The 17338-nt window shown below is 57.0% G+C and carries 13 protein-coding genes, 2 pseudogenes and 1 riboswitch; of the genes and pseudogenes, 6 read left to right on the forward strand and 9 right to left on the reverse strand.

The annotated features are described in order from the left end of the window. Positions 1-292 precede the first annotated feature (292 nt). Positions 293-829, forward strand: coding sequence for a hypothetical protein (locus WH277_RS18295; protein ID WP_339506217.1), 537 nt, complete (start codon positions 293-295; stop codon positions 827-829). A gap of 132 nt (positions 830-961) precedes the next feature. Then, positions 962-2557, forward strand: coding sequence for a putative mucin/carbohydrate-binding domain-containing protein (locus WH277_RS18300; protein WP_339506218.1), 1596 nt, complete (start codon positions 962-964; stop codon positions 2555-2557). A gap of 64 nt (positions 2558-2621) precedes the next feature. Here the strand turns inward: WH277_RS18300 and WH277_RS18305 are convergent. From WH277_RS18305 to WH277_RS18330, 6 genes and pseudogenes are all read right to left on the reverse strand, one after another. Further along, positions 2622-6033: pseudogene (locus WH277_RS18305) on the reverse strand (ATP-binding protein). 91 nt (positions 6034-6124) lie between these two features. Further along, positions 6125-6760, reverse strand: coding sequence for an urea amidolyase associated protein UAAP2 (locus WH277_RS18310; protein ID WP_133842059.1), 636 nt, complete (start codon positions 6758-6760; stop codon positions 6125-6127). 11 nt (positions 6761-6771) lie between these two features. After that, positions 6772-7479: an urea amidolyase associated protein UAAP1 gene (locus WH277_RS18315; RefSeq protein WP_133842058.1), complete on the reverse strand. Its 708-nt coding sequence runs from the start codon at positions 7477-7479 to the stop codon at positions 6772-6774. Then, positions 7463-8281, reverse strand: coding sequence for an ABC transporter ATP-binding protein (locus tag WH277_RS18320; RefSeq protein WP_133842057.1), 819 nt, complete (start codon positions 8279-8281; stop codon positions 7463-7465). The genes WH277_RS18315 and WH277_RS18320 overlap by 17 nt, the downstream gene beginning before the upstream one ends. Then, entirely contained in the window at positions 8278-9093 is an 816-nt protein-coding gene (locus WH277_RS18325; protein ID WP_339506220.1) for an ABC transporter permease, read from the reverse strand. The genes WH277_RS18320 and WH277_RS18325 overlap by 4 nt, the downstream gene beginning before the upstream one ends. 24 nt (positions 9094-9117) lie before the next feature. Next, positions 9118-10176 (reverse strand): putative urea ABC transporter substrate-binding protein, encoded by a 1059-nt coding sequence (locus WH277_RS18330; protein ID WP_339506222.1) that lies wholly within the window; start codon positions 10174-10176, stop codon positions 9118-9120. Positions 10177-10231: 55 nt separating this feature from the next. Beyond that, a riboswitch (guanidine-I (ykkC/yxkD leader) is annotated at positions 10232-10330 on the reverse strand. A gap of 271 nt (positions 10331-10601) precedes the next feature. Between WH277_RS18330 and WH277_RS18335 the strand changes: the two genes are divergently transcribed. Continuing rightward, a complete protein-coding gene (locus WH277_RS18335; RefSeq protein ID WP_339506224.1) occupies positions 10602-11876 on the forward strand; it encodes an MFS transporter in 1275 nt (424 codons plus the stop codon). 118 nt (positions 11877-11994) lie between these two features. On the opposite strand, the gene WH277_RS18340 is transcribed toward WH277_RS18335, so the two are convergent. From WH277_RS18340 to WH277_RS18350, 3 genes are read right to left on the reverse strand one after another with little or no spacing between them, the layout of a single operon-like run. Further along, positions 11995-12390: a hypothetical protein gene (locus WH277_RS18340; protein WP_212815410.1), complete on the reverse strand. Its 396-nt coding sequence runs from the start codon at positions 12388-12390 to the stop codon at positions 11995-11997. A gap of 31 nt (positions 12391-12421) precedes the next feature. Continuing rightward, entirely contained in the window at positions 12422-13054 is a 633-nt protein-coding gene (locus WH277_RS18345; protein ID WP_339506227.1) for an NAD-dependent dehydratase, read from the reverse strand. A gap of 1 nt (position 13055) precedes the next feature. Continuing rightward, entirely contained in the window at positions 13056-13718 is a 663-nt protein-coding gene (locus WH277_RS18350) for an NAD(P)H-binding protein (protein ID WP_133842051.1), read from the reverse strand. Positions 13719-13872: 154 nt separating this feature from the next. Here WH277_RS18350 and WH277_RS18355 point away from each other — a divergent pair. The 3 genes and pseudogenes from WH277_RS18355 to WH277_RS18365 form a co-directional block, all read left to right on the forward strand. After that, a pseudogene (locus WH277_RS18355) lies at positions 13873-15105 on the forward strand (MFS transporter); the annotation flags it as partial. Positions 15106-15108: 3 nt separating this feature from the next. Next, entirely contained in the window at positions 15109-16110 is a 1002-nt protein-coding gene (locus WH277_RS18360) for a sugar phosphate isomerase/epimerase family protein (RefSeq protein WP_339506418.1), read from the forward strand. Beyond that, positions 16103-17254 carry a Gfo/Idh/MocA family protein gene (locus WH277_RS18365; protein ID WP_212812709.1) on the forward strand — a complete coding sequence of 384 codons (1152 nt, stop codon included), beginning with the start codon at positions 16103-16105 and terminating at the stop codon, positions 17252-17254. Before WH277_RS18360 ends, WH277_RS18365 begins: the two co-directional genes overlap by 8 nt. Positions 17255-17338 lie beyond the last annotated feature (84 nt).

Genomic DNA, 17338 nt, shown 5'->3' on the forward strand with positions numbered 1-17338 from the left:
ATTTCCCATTATCTTTTTCCATGCCGTTGAGCCTGTCTCAACGGCACCTGAAGATATTTACAGCTGATTTAACTGAATTAAAAACCCAGTAAAAATCACTCCTGAAAAACATATTCAGCGATCTGTTTTTTTCGACCAGGAATCTATCCATAAAATAAAACAAAAATAGATAATAAGTATCACGCCTGTTGTGCCACCTGCCAGCAATCGACATCACTTAGCCAATACACAAGGTGGTGAGTTAATTTCCTCATTGTTGTTAATGATGACAACATAATTTTAGGAATATAACATGTCAAATATTACCAAATCAATATCCATTTATACCTTGCCACGTCCTGTATGGTTGAAAGCGGCCGGAATGACCAAAGGAATTACTCACGATCGCCAGCATCTGGGTATTATTCTCGCTGCGGGACAATCGGTGAGAATTCGGCAAAGTAATGCCGCGTTCAAAGAAAAACTTACAATGCACCTGCTCAATGACGATAGAAAAACGGAAGCCAAATTCAGTATTGGCAACGACTGGGTTGAGGCCAGCGCCCTTGCTGCGTCGGTTCCGTTTATCGATACGCCTTTCGTACAGGGTAAGCCTGTGCTGGAGATTGAGTACCCGGACAACGTGAAAATCTTGCCGGTATTCCGTAAAGGTGAGAACGAAGCAGCCTACTTCAGCCGCTGGGACAGCCAGGACGCTGAATTCGGACTGGTTGAATCTGAATATGGCATGAAATTGCCCACGGGTATCAAGGTCACTTTATGGAAGATAACTTTTTCTCTACCAAAGAAATGTGGAACAATATTTACGCCGCCTGTTATCAGGACGTAATGCTGGGCGATCGCAAATACAAAGAAGGCTGGTTGTATGACTACGGTAATATGACGAACTAAAATCGTCGAACTTCTCACCACAGCGACGCCGCTGAACCAATGGGACTTACGCTCAAAACTGTACTTCGCCATGTTGATGATAGACAAGGCCGGCAAAAATGCCTTTACGCATTTCAATCAGCAGTACCGTAAGCGCTGTAATACGCCGGGCTTTGTTCCTTCCGATCACGCACTACTGGATATGCTGTCTGACAGTTTTGCGACAACCGGAGAGCAGGTGGACGTTACGCCATTCATCCAACTGGCAGGCGGCCATATCAACCAGACGCAGCGCAATCGTAATCTGTTCAGCCACGCTAAGGCAGTGTACCCACTGTATCAGTTGGTCGATAAATCGCAGCTGGAAGCCGTGAAAACACAGCTTAAGCTGGACTCCCCGCTCCGGCTGGTGGATGCCACTCAGTTGAAAGCCACCCATCTGAAAGGCAACGTCAGCCTGCGTTTTAACATCGATGACTTTGCGCAGATCTACGGTGAAGATCTGATCCTGATGGAAGGGGCGCGTTATGCCTGTAAAATACGCATCAACAACCCGACGATAACGTTGAGTGAACTGCCGATTGGTGTTTACAACCTGCGTATACCTGGCGGTAAAGATCGCAAGTACGCGCCGTCGGTGGACTATCTGGTGGTCAGGCAGGGGGATAATAAGGCGGAGATTAACTTTGTTGAGAAATTTTCTTCGGCCATCGTCTCGCAGCAAATCAATCTGCTGGGACTGGGAGACGACGTTTTCGCCACGCTGCGGGTTGATCACGCTCGTGGCAAACTGGTGTTTGACGTGACCACGACTTCACCGCATTCGTATTACAAAGGAGAACTTTACGCCCGGATTATTGTGCGTAATCAACAAGGAAAGGTCACCTTAAGCAGAGATATTTACGGCACCGATGAGAGCAAAAGCCATGATGAACTGGCATTCAGTGCAGGCGACCAGATTGAGATCTATCATGCGGAACCCCAGCGCGTACGCCCTTATCCGGCCAATGCAGGCATCATTGACAGCAAAAACAAACTCAACGTCGTGACGATCACCCGCACAGGGCTGAAAAATACCGCCCTGCAGAGCGATCCCGAACTGGCCCTGCAGGTGCAGTTGGAGAGTGCAGTAGAGCAGTTGCGTCACTATCCTCAGGCCTGGTACTCCGTGTTCTCGCCGTTCAAAGACGACATTTACCTGGCGATCAATACGTTTGCAAGCCCACAACGTGAGCAACTTCTGGCACGCTATCATGACTGTATTCCCGCTGATAATGCCCCTCCGGGTGATAACGCAGGTAATACGTTTATTATTGCCGGCAAAGGGATCTACGATCGGCAGTTCATGACCGCGACCCTCAACCTGGTGCAAAAAACGCTGACGGTGAAGATAGAGGCCGGGATTGCACACCATTATTTCCCCGAGGCTTACGCCTCCCTCGTTTATGAAGATGTGGACGGAAATATTCTGTATCGCGATGAAGTGATTGGCAGTCAGACGCAGAAGGCGCGCTCAGTGGTATTGCCGTTATCCGGGTATGGCGGTGAGGTGATCCGTGTACATCATGAAGAACCGAAAAACCGTTTAATCATCACCAACGCGATGCGAGGCGTGACGTTGGCCGAAAACGGCAAGCAACAGTCCTACCGTATTTCGACAGTAGGACTGGAACGAATAACTGATTAATGGGTGAGTTGTGCGGTGGCCATGCTGCCGCACTTCCTTGGGTATATAACCCGAATGCCGGGCGTTAAACGCCCATCACCACCACACATTGCCCTGCCCGCACCGATGACCCCGGTTCCACCCGGATGGACTCAATCACCCCACTGACGGGTGCCAGCAGCGGGATCTCCATTTTCATCGCTTCGATAATCACCAGCACATCACCTTGCGTGACACTGTCACCCACTGCGCACTTCACCTGCCACAGATTGCCGGTAATCGCGCTCTCCACGGCCAGCATGCCTTCCGGCAGTACCGCTTCTTCGGTAACATCCCCTACCGCCTCCTGACTGTCAAAATGTGCCTGACCGCTGGCGATCCAGCGCTCGCGTTCGGCATTAAAGGCCGACTGCTGATGCTGACGGAAGTCGCTGATGCCCGTCGCCTGCTCCGCCAGGAACTGCTGATAGTCGGCCAGCGCCAGTTCGGTCTGCTCAATACGCAGCGGGTAGCGACCCAGCGGGAAATCACGGCGGATGCGCAGCAGCTCTTCGGATGACACCGGGTAAAACTTAATCTGGTCAAAGAAGCGCAGCAGCCAGGGCTTGCCGCCAAAGTCGGCGACGTCGCGGTAGCGATTCCACATTTGCAGCGTGCGCCCGACAAACTGATAGCCGCCCGGCCCTTCCATGCCGTAAACGCACAGATACGCCCCGCCGATACCGACCGAGTTTTCCGCCGTCCATGTGCGCGCCGGGTTGTATTTGGTGGTGACCAGGCGATGGCGCGGATCGAGCGGTGTGGCTACCGGTGCACCAAGGTAAACATCCCCCAGCCCCATCACCAGATAGTTTGCGGCAAACACCGTGTTGAACACCGCATCGATATCCGGCAGATCGTTGATGCGGCGAATAAACTCCAGATTGCTCGGGCACCAGGGGGCGTCGCGGCGCACCGTGGTCATGTATTTATCAATCGCCAGCTGACAGGCCGGATCATCCCAGGAGAGCGGCAGCCAGACCACGCGGGAAGGTACGCGCAAATCCTCCTGACTGCTTACCGACTGCCGTCCCGAACTATCGTCAGCAGTTCCTCCTGCGGCAGTACGTCCGGCTGATAGTGGATTTGCAGTGAGCGGATACCGGGCGTCAGGTCGATCATCGCCGGATGGGTAAGCGCCTCCAGCGCCTGCATCAGCGCATGACCGCGAAAACGCAGCACCAGGTCCAGCTCCGGGGCACCAATCTCCAGCAGCAGATGAGTATCCCCGGAGAGCCGGGCTACCAGGGCGCTGAGGCCTGCCAGACCGCTTCCACCGGGGCGAGCTGTTGCAGTTCGGTATGACGTGCAGCGTTCAGCTGGCGCGCTGTGGTGATATTTACCGGAACAAAGCGCAGACGGTCGCCCGCTTTAAGCTGGCCCACCTGCCACAGGTCGGCCTCGATGATGGTGACCGGGCAGACAAAACCGCCGAGGCTTGGGCCATCCGGGCCGAGAATAACCGGCATATCCCCGGTAAAGTCGACCGCGCCCACCGCATACGGGTTGTCGTGAATATTGGAGGGATGCAGCCCGGCCTCGCCGCCGCTGTCACGCACCCACTCCGGTTTCGGGCCAATCAGGCGCACCCCGGTGCGGCTGGAGTTAAAGTGTACTTCCCAGTCGGTGGCAAAGAAGGTGTCGATATAGCCAGGGGTGAAATATTCCGGTGCCGCATGGGGTCCGTAGATCACTCGCAGCGTACGGATGGCGGGCAGCGCCGGGGTCAGTGCCGCAGGCAGCGTTACACCTGCCGAGCTATCGCTGAGTTCGGCAAGGTGCAGCACGTCCCCGGTGCGCAAAGCCCGGCCCGCGTGGCCACCAAACTGGCCAAGGGTAAAGGTACTTTTGCTGCCCAGATAATCCGGCACCGCGTTGCCATCCAGCGTAATCGGCAGCGTTGCACCACACACCACCGCCACGCTGGCGGTGTTAAAGCGCAGCGTCGGGCCGCTCAGGGTGATCTCGAGCGCAGCCGCATCGGCGGCGTTGTTCAGCAGGCGATTGCCGAAGCGCAATGCACGATCATCCATCGGCCCGGACGGCGGCACACCAACCGCCCAGTACCCCAGGCGACCGGGGAAATCCTGCACCGTAGTCTGGGTTCCGGCGCTCATCACCTCAACGGTGGTGGCCTGATAGTGCAAGGCATCCAGAAAGCGCGTCCAGGGTTCTCCGCTGGCAAATGGCGCGGCGTGCAGGATCTGTTGCAGGTACTGACGGTTGACCTCCACGCCGTACAGACGCGTATCGTTCAGTGCGCTGTCCAGCGCGGCGATGGCCTGTTCGCGGGTGGCGCAGCAGGTGATGATTTTCGCCAGCAGCGGATCGAAGAACGCCGGAACGTCGCAGCCGGACTCCACCCAGGTATCAATACGCAGTGCTTCGCCGTCGGCAGGCGGGAAACTGACGTCGGTGAGCAGCCCAGGTGAAGGCTGGAACTGGCGGCCCGGATCTTCCGCATAGACACGGGCCTGAATGGCATGACCTGAAGGTGACAATGTCACGGAAAGTTCCTTCAGCGGCGGCAGCGTGCCTGCGGCCAGCGCAATCATCCAGTGCACCAGATCCACGCCCCAAACCTGTTCAGTCACGCCGTGCTCTACCTGAAGCCGGGTATTCACCTCCAGGAACCAGAACTGCTGCACCGCACTGTCGTAAACAAACTCCACCGTACCTGCACTGCGGTAGTTCACCGCTTTTGCCAGCGTGATGGCCGCGCTGCACAGCGCCTCCGCCATCCCGGCCGGCAGATTCGGTGCCGGGGTTTCTTCAATCACTTTCTGATTGCGGCGCTGCACGGAGCAGTCGCGCACGCCCAGCGCAATCACCTCGCCCTGTCCGTCACCGAAAATCTGCACTTCGAGATGCCGCGCGCGTTCGATGTATTTTTCGATAAACACACCCGCATCGCTGAAGTTGTTCTGACCAAGACGCTTCACTGCATCAAACGCCTGGCTCAGCCCCTCGGCATCGTGACAGACGCGCATACCGATGCCGCCCCCGCCGGCGGTGCTTTTCAGCATCACCGGGTATCCCACCTGGCGGGCCGCCGTCAGCCCTTCCAGCAGCGGGATCTGCTGCTCTCGCGCCAGCGCACGCGCCGTATGTTTTAAGCCAAACAGCCGCAGTTGTTCTGCCGTGGGGCCAACAAAGGCGATGCCCGCTGCGTCACAGGCGTCGGCAAAGGCGGCATTTTCCGAGAGAAAACCGTAGCCGGGGTGGATCGCCTGGGCACCACTCTCCAGAGCTGCAGCAATGATTTTTTCCACCACCAGATAGGTTTGCGCCGCCGGACCGTCGCCGAGGCTGATGGCCTCATCGGCCTCGCGGATATGCAGGCTGGTGGCATCCGCTTCGGTGAAGACCGCCACGCCAGTAACGTCCATCGCACGCAGCGTACGCAAAATACGGCACGCAATCGCGCCACGATTAGCAATTTGTAAACATAGAGGCAGACTCACATCAGGGCGGGCCGTCCCGCCAGAATCCTGGCCGCCTGAGGTCGTCCTCAGGGGAAAATGCATTTTCTCAGCTGAGTATCAGCAATCAGTTCCACACCAGCACTTCGGCAGCGGTGGGGTTCCAGCCGTTGCAGGGATTATTCAGCTGCGGGCAGTTGGAGATCAGCACAATCACGTCGCATTCCGCGCGCAGTTCCACGTATTTCCCGGCGGCAGAGATCCCGTCTTCAAACGTCAGGCCGCCCTCAGGCGTCACCGGTACATTCATAAAGAAGTTAATGTTGGCAGTGATATCGCGCTTGTTCAGCCGCCCGTCGTGCAGGCAGGCGCAGAGGAAGTTATCGCGGCAGCTGTGCATATAGCGCGTATCGGCGTGATAGCGCACGGTGTTACTTTCCTGCGCACAGGCTCCGCCAAGCGTATCGTGGCGGCCACAGGTGTCGGCAACAAGGGTCAGCAGCGGGTTGCCGAGGTTGGAATAAAGCACGCTGCCGCAGGTCAGATAAGCATTGTTTTGACGGCGTAACGTGCGCTGGGCGTCATAGCGCTCACGCGGGCTGGCGGCGCGGTAAAACAGCGTATCCACCGCCTGGTTACCTTCCAGATCGTGCAGACGCACCGTCTGGCCTTTTTTTACCTCAAACAGGAACGGCTCTCCCGCCGGGATCGTGTGGCGATAGACCGCATCGGCAGGGTTTTTGTCACTGGTGGTTAACGTCATCGGGTGGCTCCTTATACGACAAAGCGCTCAATATTCTGGAAGGCGCGCAGATTTTCCGGGCGCGAGGTTTTGCACAGCGTCAGCCCTGCCGGATCGCTGGCAGGCATCAGCGCAAGCCGTACCGGACGTGGCGTGTATTCCTGGTTTGGGTCCATCGGGTGCGGCAGCGCAGTCAGCACCACCAGGATATCCATCGGCGCATACAGCTCTACCACGCTGCCGGGGGCGGAGTGCTGCGGATGGAAGGTGAATGCGCCCTGCTCATCTACCGTCACTTTGCTGAACAGATTGAGCACCATGTGCAGATCTTCGAGGTTGAGATTCCATTTACCCATCTCGATCAGCAGGTTATCCATCCCGTTGCGATGGAAACCATTGCGCCGTTCCTGATAGCGCCCCTGACCGTATTTTTCCGCCACTTCCTCCGCGTTCAACACGCCACCGAAGCTGTCGTGCCAGCCACAGGTGTCAGTGACGATGGCCGCCAGCACGCGGCCCATATCGGAGTAGAGGCAGTGCCCTGCGCCCAGCCGCGCGGTGTGTTGCCCTTTCAACGTGTCCGGCAGGTTCAGCCGCTCGCTTTTCTCATGGGCGTTAAACAGCATCAGGCTGACATTGGCGCCCCCCTCGATGTCCGTCAAACGCAGGCTCTGCCCCTGTTTCACCACAAACGAGGTATGACCGCCGCCGGGTAACGTTTCTTCATAGGGATGTGTCATGTGAAATCTCCGGGTTAAATGATTGTGCTGCCAGTGCCGGGTACGGGATCACCACACCCGGCTGCTGACGCTGCCGCAGGCGAGTTTCATTCAGCGGCAAATCGTAGGTCACGCGCGCTCCCCATGCGTTGGGCTCATGGGGGTCGATGCGGACTTTGTCGAACACCAGCAGGCGGGTGCCGAGGTTGAAGCCTTCTGACAGGTCGTGGGTGACCATAAACACCGTCAGCTGAGTTTCCTGCCACAGCGAGAGCAGCAGACTGTGCATATCCTTGCGAATGCCGGGATCGAGCGCGCCGAACGGTTCATCCAGCAACAGAATGCGCGGGCGCATAATAAAGGCCTGGGCGATCGCCAGCCGCTGTTGCATGCCGCCGGAGAGCTGGGCCGGATACTTCTCCAGTGCATGCCCCAGTCCAACCCGCTCCAGCATCTCAGCGGCCTGTTCACGTGCCGCTTTTTTACGCCGTCCAAACAGACGCCCGAGAAACGCTGCCTGCGGCAGTTCCAGCCCGATGGCGACGTTATCCAGCACATTCAGATGGGGGAACACGGAGTAGCGCTGAAACACGACGCCACGGCTGGCGTCCGGCTCTGGCGTCAGCGGCTGGCCTTCCAGCAGGATGGTGCCTCGACTCGGTTTCTCCTGGCCCAGTAGCAGGCGCAGAAACGTCGATTTCCCGCAGCCAGAGGCCCCGACCATGGTGCAGAACTCCCCTTCGTTAATGCTCAGGTTGAGGTTCTCCAGCACCACGTGGTTGCCGTACTCCTGCCAGATATGGTTGATATCGATAAAACTCATGATTTTTCTCCCTGTGCCCAGGGCAAGCACAGCCGGTTAAGGTGGCGCAGCCCGAGGTCCATCAGCCACGCCAGCAGCGTGATCCAGATGACGTACGGCAGAATGACGTCCATTGCCATGTACCTGCGCACCAGGAAGATGCGGTAGCCCAGCCCGGCGGTGGATGAGATGGCTTCTGCGGAGATCAGGAACAACCAGGCCGATCCCAGCAGCAGGCGCAGTGAGGTCAGCAACCGGGTTAACAGCTGCGGTAAGACCACCCGCAGCACCACTGTCCAGCTGTTGGCCCCGAGGGTCTGCGCCTTAATCAGGATCTCCACCGGAATTTCCCGCGCCCGCTGCTCAAGGTCACGCGCCAGCATGGGTGTAATCCCAATGACGATCAGCATAATTTTCGACAGTTCATCGAGGCCGAAGACGATAAACAGCACCGGGAGGATCGCCAGCGGCGGGACCATCGAGACCACCGTCATAAACGACGACAGCGGCGATCGCCACATAGGGAAAACCCCGGAGGCGATACCAAAGCACAGCCCCAGCAGTGAGGCGATGCCCAGCCCGATCAGCAGCCTGCCGAGACTGACGGCGGTGTCCATCCACAACAGGTATTCGCCACTGCGTTTATCCGGGGTAAATGCCATCCGCCAAACCGCATCGGCCATCTGCCCCAGTCCCGGTAACAGCTTGTCGTGGGGGTTGGCCTCCAGCCGCACCGCAGAACCGATAAAGTACGCGGCGATCACCAGCACAAAGGGCAGCAGAATCAGCATCAGGTGCAGGCCCTTTTCAGGGTGTCGATTAATTTGCCGCATCGTTTGGCCTCCTCAGAGTGATGATCACAGCGTGCCGGCAGCCGCCATCTTCAGATAGCTGTCGTCGAAACGCAGTTTGATATTGCTGTTGTCGCCCAGGGTCACGTTGCCGGGGAAGCTCATGCCGATGAAATCCGCACTCTGCGCGCCATCGCCGAGCAGGCCTTTTTCAAAGGAGAAGTTCGCCACACGCTGCATGGTTTTCGCCAGTTCGGCATCGGTGACAAACTTCAGGTTGTCGGCCGGGGTGTAAAACAGATGGGTGGTTTTGAGCTGGGCCTGATAGCCGCTGAGATCGGTACCGGAGGCGACGGCCATCGCGCTCAGCGCGTCTTTATCGCCCGCTTTCATCTGCGCCATCATTTCATACCAGGCACCCGTCAGTGCTTTACCCAGTGCCGGGTTATCTTTCAGTACTGCGCTGTTCACCACCATCATGTCGATCAGCTCGCCGGGCACCTGTGAAGACTCAAACACTTCGCTGGTGTTGGGGGTGTTTTTGATCACCGACAGCTGCGGGTTCCAGGCGACAGCGGCCTGCACGCCCTTGGTGGCGAAAGCAGAGACAATATCGGCATCCGAGGTGTTAACCACCGTAACGTCTTTTTCCTGCAATCCGGCTTTTTCCAGGCCGCGTACCAGCAGGTAATGCGATACCGACAGCTCAGGCAGATAGACCTTCATGCCTTTCAGGTCGTTCAGCGTTTTGCCTTTCCCCTTCAGCACCACACCGTCGTTGCCTTCGGAATAGCTGCCCAGGATCAGCGCGGTGGAGTCCACGCCACCGGCGGCGGGAATGGTCAGCGCATCCATATTGGTCATCGTGCAGCCGTCAAACTGTCCGGCGGTGTACTGATTGATGGATTCGATATAGTCGTTGAGCTGAGTGACGTGGATTTTAATGCCGTATTTCGCCGCCCACTTATCGATGATGCCGGAAGAGGCAATCTGGCCCCATGGCATCCAGCCTGCGTAAATGGTCCAGCAGACATTGAACTCTTTCTTAGGGGCGGCCTGGGTAGGAACGCTAACCAGCGCGGTGACGCTGAGAAGGCAAATGCTGAGGATGTGGGAAAATTTCATTGTAACCTCGGTGTTGGCGGATAATACGGGGCAGCGCTACACCAGTGGTGTTGCTGTCTCCCGGGCTTTTATCCCGCCGTGTAACCCCAACCGAGGTCGCCAGCTCTCGGACCAGTCATCCACGTCGTGGACCGGAACCCTAGCCTGCTATTGTGTTCAGTGATCGGTATAACGCTGCTGCTTGGAAAAGATAAAGCAAGAGTTATGCCAGGAGGGTTTTCACTGCAAAACAAGAGGTTATTAATAACGCGTGAACGCTCACGTTCGTTTATGGGGCATCATTTTCTGGCAGACTGCATCAGAAGTGTGCATCCCGATACTGACACCCGGTCATCACTTCCCGTTAAAACAATGCATTGTCGGTAACGGTTTGCCTGTCTACCCTTGCAGTACGCTGTTTTATTCATCATAAGGTGCTGAGAACCATGACACAGTCTGAATCTGTCCGCAGAAAGGCGCTGATTGCCGGTGCCGTCGGCAACTTTATCGAGTGGTATGAGTTTGCCGTGTATGGCTTTCTCGCCACGGTGATTGCCCGTAACTTTTTTACCTTACAGGGCGAATCTGAACTGACCGGGATCATCCTCACCTGGGCCTCCTTCGCTATTGCCTTTTTCTTCCGGCCGCTGGGGGCGATTGTTTTTGGTCGCATCGGCGACAGAATTGGCCGGAAACCCACGCTGATCGCGGTGCTGATACTGATGACGCTGGCGACAGCGGCGATAGGCCTGGTGCCTGTTTATGCCTCTGTCGGTCTGGCTGCTCCACTGATTATTACTCTATTGCGCATTCTTCAGGGCCTGTTTGCCGGGGGTGAGTACGGCGGCGCCGTGTCACTGATGACCGAGTTTGCGCCAAAAGGGAAAAGAGGGTTATACGGTGCATGGCAGTCGCTGACCGTGGCCTTTGGCCTGCTGGCCGGGGCGGCGATGGTGGCGGTGCTGACGGCAACCCTGAGCAGTGAGGCGCTGCACAGCTGGGGCTGGCGCATTCCCTTCCTGACGGCGCTGCCGCTGGGCCTGGTGGCGCTCTGGCTGCGGATGCAGCTGGAAGAAACACCCACCTTCAGCAAGGCCAGCGTTGAGCACCGCGCGCCAGGCGGCCGACTGGTGTTACGGGTGATCCTGCTCGGTATCGGCCGGGTAATGGTGTGGTCAGCAGCGGGCTACACCTATCTGGTGGTGATGCCAACCTATTTACAGTCAGTGTTGCATACCGGGCTGAATCAGGCGCTGGTGATTGCCGTGCTCTCCAATATCGGCTTTGCCCTGACGATTTTACCCGCCGGGATGCTCAGCGACCACCTCGGTCGTCGTAACGTGATGGTGTTTGCCAGCGTGATGTTACTGATTTTCGCCTGGCCTTTGCTGAAGGTATTGCAGATGCCCGATATCGGCTTGTGGGTGAAGTGCCTGGTGGTGCTGTTTGCCGGAGGACTGGTGGGACTGCTGGCCGGGCCGGGGCCTGCGATGTTGTCTGAGATGTTCCCTACCCGGGTGCGCTATACCGGACTGGGGCTGGCCTATTCGCTCTCCAATGCAATCTTCTCCGGTTGCGCCGGGTTGATTATCAGCGGCTTGATCAAGCAGACCGGCAACAACGACATCCCGGCATTTTATGTGATGGCGACTGCGGTGATCAGCATCGCTGCGCTGATGACACTGCGGGGGGACGATCACCGGCGAGAGCTGGATGAGTGACTGACGGGCAGATTTTTTTGATGGCGCCACGGAAGGAACTCCGGGGGTGCCATCCAGCCCATCTCTCCTCTGGAAATATCATGATAATGACGCTGACCGGTTTCAAACGTTTTACTGATTACTTATCTTTAAGAAACCACCTGGATAGTTTTTTCTTTTCAAACAAAACACATAGCAGGATAAAACCATAGCCAGCCAACCCTGAAATGAACATCAATAATACCCGGAGAGGGTTAGTTTCGTACCAGGCATAAAACATCAATATAAAAATAAAAGTCATAACGGCAAGTGAAAACGTAACTTTCAAGAAAGATGAGACGAAAATAAACGGCATAACAGCATATTGCATATAAAACTTAACAAATCCCAAAGTCACACCTCGGCTTCGCGGCCGATAATGTTCCATATACCACTGATACCCCAGTTGATGGACGACAACGACAACCAGGCAGCCAGTCAGTGAGAAAAGAATTTTAAAAGCGAGGATTTTGTTTTTTCCAGTGACTAAATTCATATTTCCATTTCCATTTTTTCTCACCCTGCCCTCAGTCCGATAATGCCGCCGCCGGGACAATATGCACGCCTTTCCGTGGTGTCAGCGCCGCGTCCAGCAGCGCACGCGCAATATTCTGTGCCGGATTAAGGCGCATCCGTTTTGGCAGCAGCGGCCCCGCCACCCGCAGGAAGCTCATCATCAGTGCCTCCATCGTCCGCGCTTCCTCACGCTCTCCGCCAATCAGGCCCGGGCGCACCAGCGTCAGTGAATCAAACCCGAGCTGCGCAAGATCGCGCTCCAGCTCCCCTTTGACCCGATTGTAAAAAAAGCACGACGCGATAGAAGCACCGGTAGCCGAGTTCAGTACACAGGTCTGAACACCCTGCGCTTTTGCCTGACGCGCAATCGCCAGCGGGTAATGGTAATCAACCCGCTTAAATGCCTCACGCGTTTGTGCCTTTTTCATGGTGGTACCTAACGTGCAGACCATTGCATCGGCCTGCCACCAGGGTTCGTTCCACGGCAGGCTGTCAAAATTGACCACCGGGGCCAGCAGTTTAGGATGTGCAGGCAGCGCCCGCCGTACCGGAGCCACTACCGATGTGACGCGTTCATCTTGCAGTGCCAGGCGTAAAACCTGTCCGCCTACCAGTCCCGTTGCTCCTGCCAGCAATAACTTCATTTTATGCTTCCCCGGCCAGACGTCCGATAGCCGGATCCACCGGCGTATCGCCGTCGGTCAGTTCAATAAGCTTGTGCGACACCTGCGGCTGTTCAACCAGCGCCACCAGCGCGGCGGCGACGTTATCGCGCGATATATTCCCGTAAGGGATCGCCAGCCCGGCATTCACGCGGCCCGTTCCGGCCTCGTCAGTCAGCGTGCCAGGGCGCAGGATCACCCAGTCAAGGTCGCTGGCGGCGAGATGGACATCGGCCTGTTTCTTCACTGCCATGTAATATTCAAAGGTCTCTGAAATTGTCTTAGCGCGCCCGGCTTCAGGAAAAGCGGACACCAGCAGAAAACGTGAAACGCCCGCCTGCTGCGCCGCCGCCACGGCCAGCTCCAGTCCTTTACCATCGATGGCCTGCGTGGTTTCCTTCCCTCCTTTCCCCCCCGCACCGGCGGTAAATATCACGCTGTCGCAGCCGCGCAGTAACTCGCTGAGCCCGGCCACGGTCAGCCGTGTCAGGTCCCCCGGCGCGCTTTGGGCACCGAGCTTTTGCAGTTCTTCACCCTGTTCGGGATGGCGGTGAAGTGCCACCGGCTGATGCCCGCGCTGTGCCAGCTGGCTGACCAGACGGCGGCCCACATTGCCTGCCGCACCAATAATAAATACCTTACTCATTGCGATCTCCAGATCATGAACCAGCCTCAATCTTAGCTGATTGATTGTGACTCGCCTCGCACTTCGCAGCAATGCCACAGGAAAGCATAAAAGTAATCGATTACATTGTGCGTGAGATTAATTGTAATCGATTACTTTATGAAGGGGTCTGACGATGGTTTCTTCCGTTGAGCATGCAGGCGTTGCGGGCAGTAAACAGGTTTTACTGGTGCCACGCCTGGCATTAATGATGTTTTTACAGTTCTTTATCTGGGGCACCTGGTCGGTGACGCTGGGCCTGGTGATGACCCAACATAACCTTGGGACGATCATTGGCGATGCCTTCTCCGCCGGGCCGATTGCCTCGATCCTCTCGCCGTTTGTCCTGGGGATGATCGTTGACCGTTTCTTCCCCTCGCAGAAAGTGATGGCGCTGCTGCATCTGGCGGGTGCTGTGATCCTGTGGTTTGTGCCCGGCGCGCTGGAAGCACAAAACGGTTCGCTGCTGATTGTGCTGCTGTTCGCTTATACGCTGTGCTACATGCCGACGCTGGCACTCACCAACAATATTGCGTTTCACAGTCTGAGCAACAGTGAGAAAAGTTTCCCTGTGGTGCGTGTGTTCGGCACCATCGGCTGGATTGTTGCCGGGATCTGCATTGGCGTCAGTGGGATTTCCGCTAGCGTGATGATCTTCCAGCTGGCTGCCGCCTGTTCGGTGCTGCTGGCTGCCTACAGCCTGACGCTGCCGCACACCCCTGCTCCGGCCAAAGGCCTGCCGTTCCGGGTACGGGACCTGTTCTGTGCGGATGCCTTCAGCCTGCTGAAGCAGAGTCACTTCCTGATTTTCGCTCTCTGCGCCACGCTGATCTCTATCCCGCTGGGCACCTATTACGCCTTTACCGCCACCTTCCTTTCCGATGTCGGTATCCAGGATGTCAGCAGCGCGATGTCCTTCGGTCAGATGTCGGAAATCGTCTTTATGCTGATTATCCCGCTGCTGTTCCGCCGGCTGGGGGTGAAATACATGCTGCTGATCGGCATGGTGGCGTGGTTCGTGCGCTACATGATGTTTGCTTATGGCGTGAGCGATGAAGCGCGCTGGCTGTTGTACGCCGGGATCCTGCTGCACGGGGTCTGCTACGACTTCTTCTTTGTTATCGGTTTTATCTACACCGACCGCGTGGCCGGCACCCAGGTGAAAGGCCAGGCGCAGAGCCTGATTGTGATGTTCACCTACGGCATCGGCATGCTGCTGGGTTCGCAAATCTCCGGCGCGCTGTACAACCATCTGTTCACGGCGGGGAGCCCGCATGCACTGAGTGACTGGACGACGTTCTGGTTAATCCCGGCCGTTGCCGCGCTGGTGATCGCCGTGATCTTCCTGTTCTCGTTCCGCTACAAAGAACCAATGAAGACATTAAAAGGCCCGGGTTTGTTCCTGTCACAGTTTATCGGCCAGGATGCGCCCTTTAATACGCTGGATAACCTCGCACAGTGGGCGGCGGATTTAGGTTTCAAGGCGTTGCAGATCCCCTGTAATCACCCGCACATTTTCGATGTGGAAAAAGCGGCGAACAGCCAGAGCTATTGCGATGATATTCGTGAACGCCTGGCGGCATACGGGCTGACGATCAGCGAGCTGTCCACCCATCTGGAAGATCCCCGCGCCCGCCAGCAGTGGGCCACTGGGGTACTGATGCAGGCGGCGCAGGCGTCTGCCCGCCTGGGGCTGACGGCGCACGCCACCTTTTCCGGTGCACTGGCCTGGCCCTATTTCTATCCGTGGCCACCGCGTAAAGCCGCACTGATTGATACCGCGTTCAGCGAGCTGGCCGTGCGCTGGAAGCCGATCCTCGACGTTTTCGACCATCACGGAGTGGACGTCTGCTACGAGCTGCATCCGTCAGAAGATCTGCACGATGGCATCAGTTTTGAGCGTTTCCTCGCCGCAGTGGACCACCATCCGCGCTGCAATATCCTGTTTGATCCCAGCCATATGCTGCTGCAACAGATGGATTATCTGGCCTTTATCGATATTTATCACAGCAGAATTAAAGCTTTTCACGTCAAGGATGCGGAGTTTACCCCATCAGGGCGCAGCGGCGTTTATGGCGGCTACCAGACATGGATTGAGCGCGCCGGGCGCTTCCGTTCACCTGGCGACGGGCAGATCGATTTCAAGGCCATTTTCAGCAAACTGGCGCAGTACGGCTATGACGGCTGGGCGGTGCTGGAGTGGGAGTGCTGCCTGAAAGACGCCGCCACGGGCGCCCGCGAAGGGGCCCAGTTTATTGCTCAGAATATTATTCCGGTCGCCGACCGCGCGTTTGATGATTTCGCCGCTACCGGCGAGTCCGATACCGCCATTCGTTCGATGCTGGGCATCACAGGAGTCAACTCACATGATTAAAGTGGGCATTGTCGGGTCGGGCTTCATTGGCCCGGCGCATATTGAGGCGATCCGTCGCCTTGGTTTCGTTGAGGTGGTCGCACTGTGCGACAGTTCACTGGTGGTAGCGCAGGAGAAAGCACAGCAGTACAACGTGCCTTTTGCCTATGGCGATGTGGCCGAACTGCTCCAGCATCCGGGGCTGTCGGTGGTGCACAACTGCACGCCAAACCATCTGCATGCGGCAATCAACCGGCAGATTCTGCTGGCGGGAAAACACGTCTTCTCCGAGAAGCCACTCTGTATGACGGCCGCCGAAGCACGCGAACTGGTGACGCTGGCAGAACAGGCGGGCGTGGTGCATGCGGTGAGTTTTGTCTATCGACAGTTCGCGATGGTGCAGCAGGCGGCCAGTATGATCCGTCATCAGCAGGCCGGGCGTATTTTTGCGGTTCACGGCAGCTATTTACAGGACTGGATGCTGCATGACACGGACTTTAACTGGCGTATTCTGCCGGATAAAGGGGGCGTGTCGCGCACCGTGGCGGATATTGGTTCGCACTGGTGCGATACCCTGCAATTTGTCACCGGGCGTAAAATCAGCGCCGTTATGGCGGATTTCGCCATCGTTCATCCAAGCCGGAAAGCCAGCCTTAGCGACGGCAGCACCTTCACCTCGGGCAAGGCAGCGGAAGACTATCAGGAGGTGGCGGTGGAAACCGAAGATTTTGCTTCTGTCCTGCTGCGTTTCGACGACGGCAGCAAAGGCAGCATGACGGTATCGCAGGTCAGCGCCGGACGTAAAAATCGCCTGGCGTTTGAGATCAACGCCAGCAAACTCTCCCTGGGCTGGGATCAGGAAGCCCCGCAAACGTTATGGCTCGGCCAGCGCGACGGGCCGAATCAGCGTCTGTCGGACGACCCCTCTTTGCTGAACCCGGATGTCGCCGCGACGGCGCATTTCCCCGGTGGGCATATCGAAGGCTGGCCAGATGCCTTTAAAAACATGATGCTTAACTTCTACCGTTACATTCAGGCGGGCAAGCAGCCGGGCACCGATGTCGGCAACTTTGCCACCTTCCACGATGGCGCGAATATCATGTTCATTATTGACGCGATGGTTCAAAGCCATCAACAGCAGCGCTGGATCACCGTCCAGGACTGACGCTCTCCCGGTCACGGTTTCCCGTGGCCGTTCATCCGTTGAATTCAGCCGTTTCCCGAAGTGTGTTACCCTGTTTTTTCAATA

It is taken from the genome of Erwinia sp. MYb416 (assembly GCF_037479575.1).
Classification (GTDB): Bacteria; Pseudomonadota; Gammaproteobacteria; order Enterobacterales; family Enterobacteriaceae; genus Erwinia; species Erwinia rhapontici.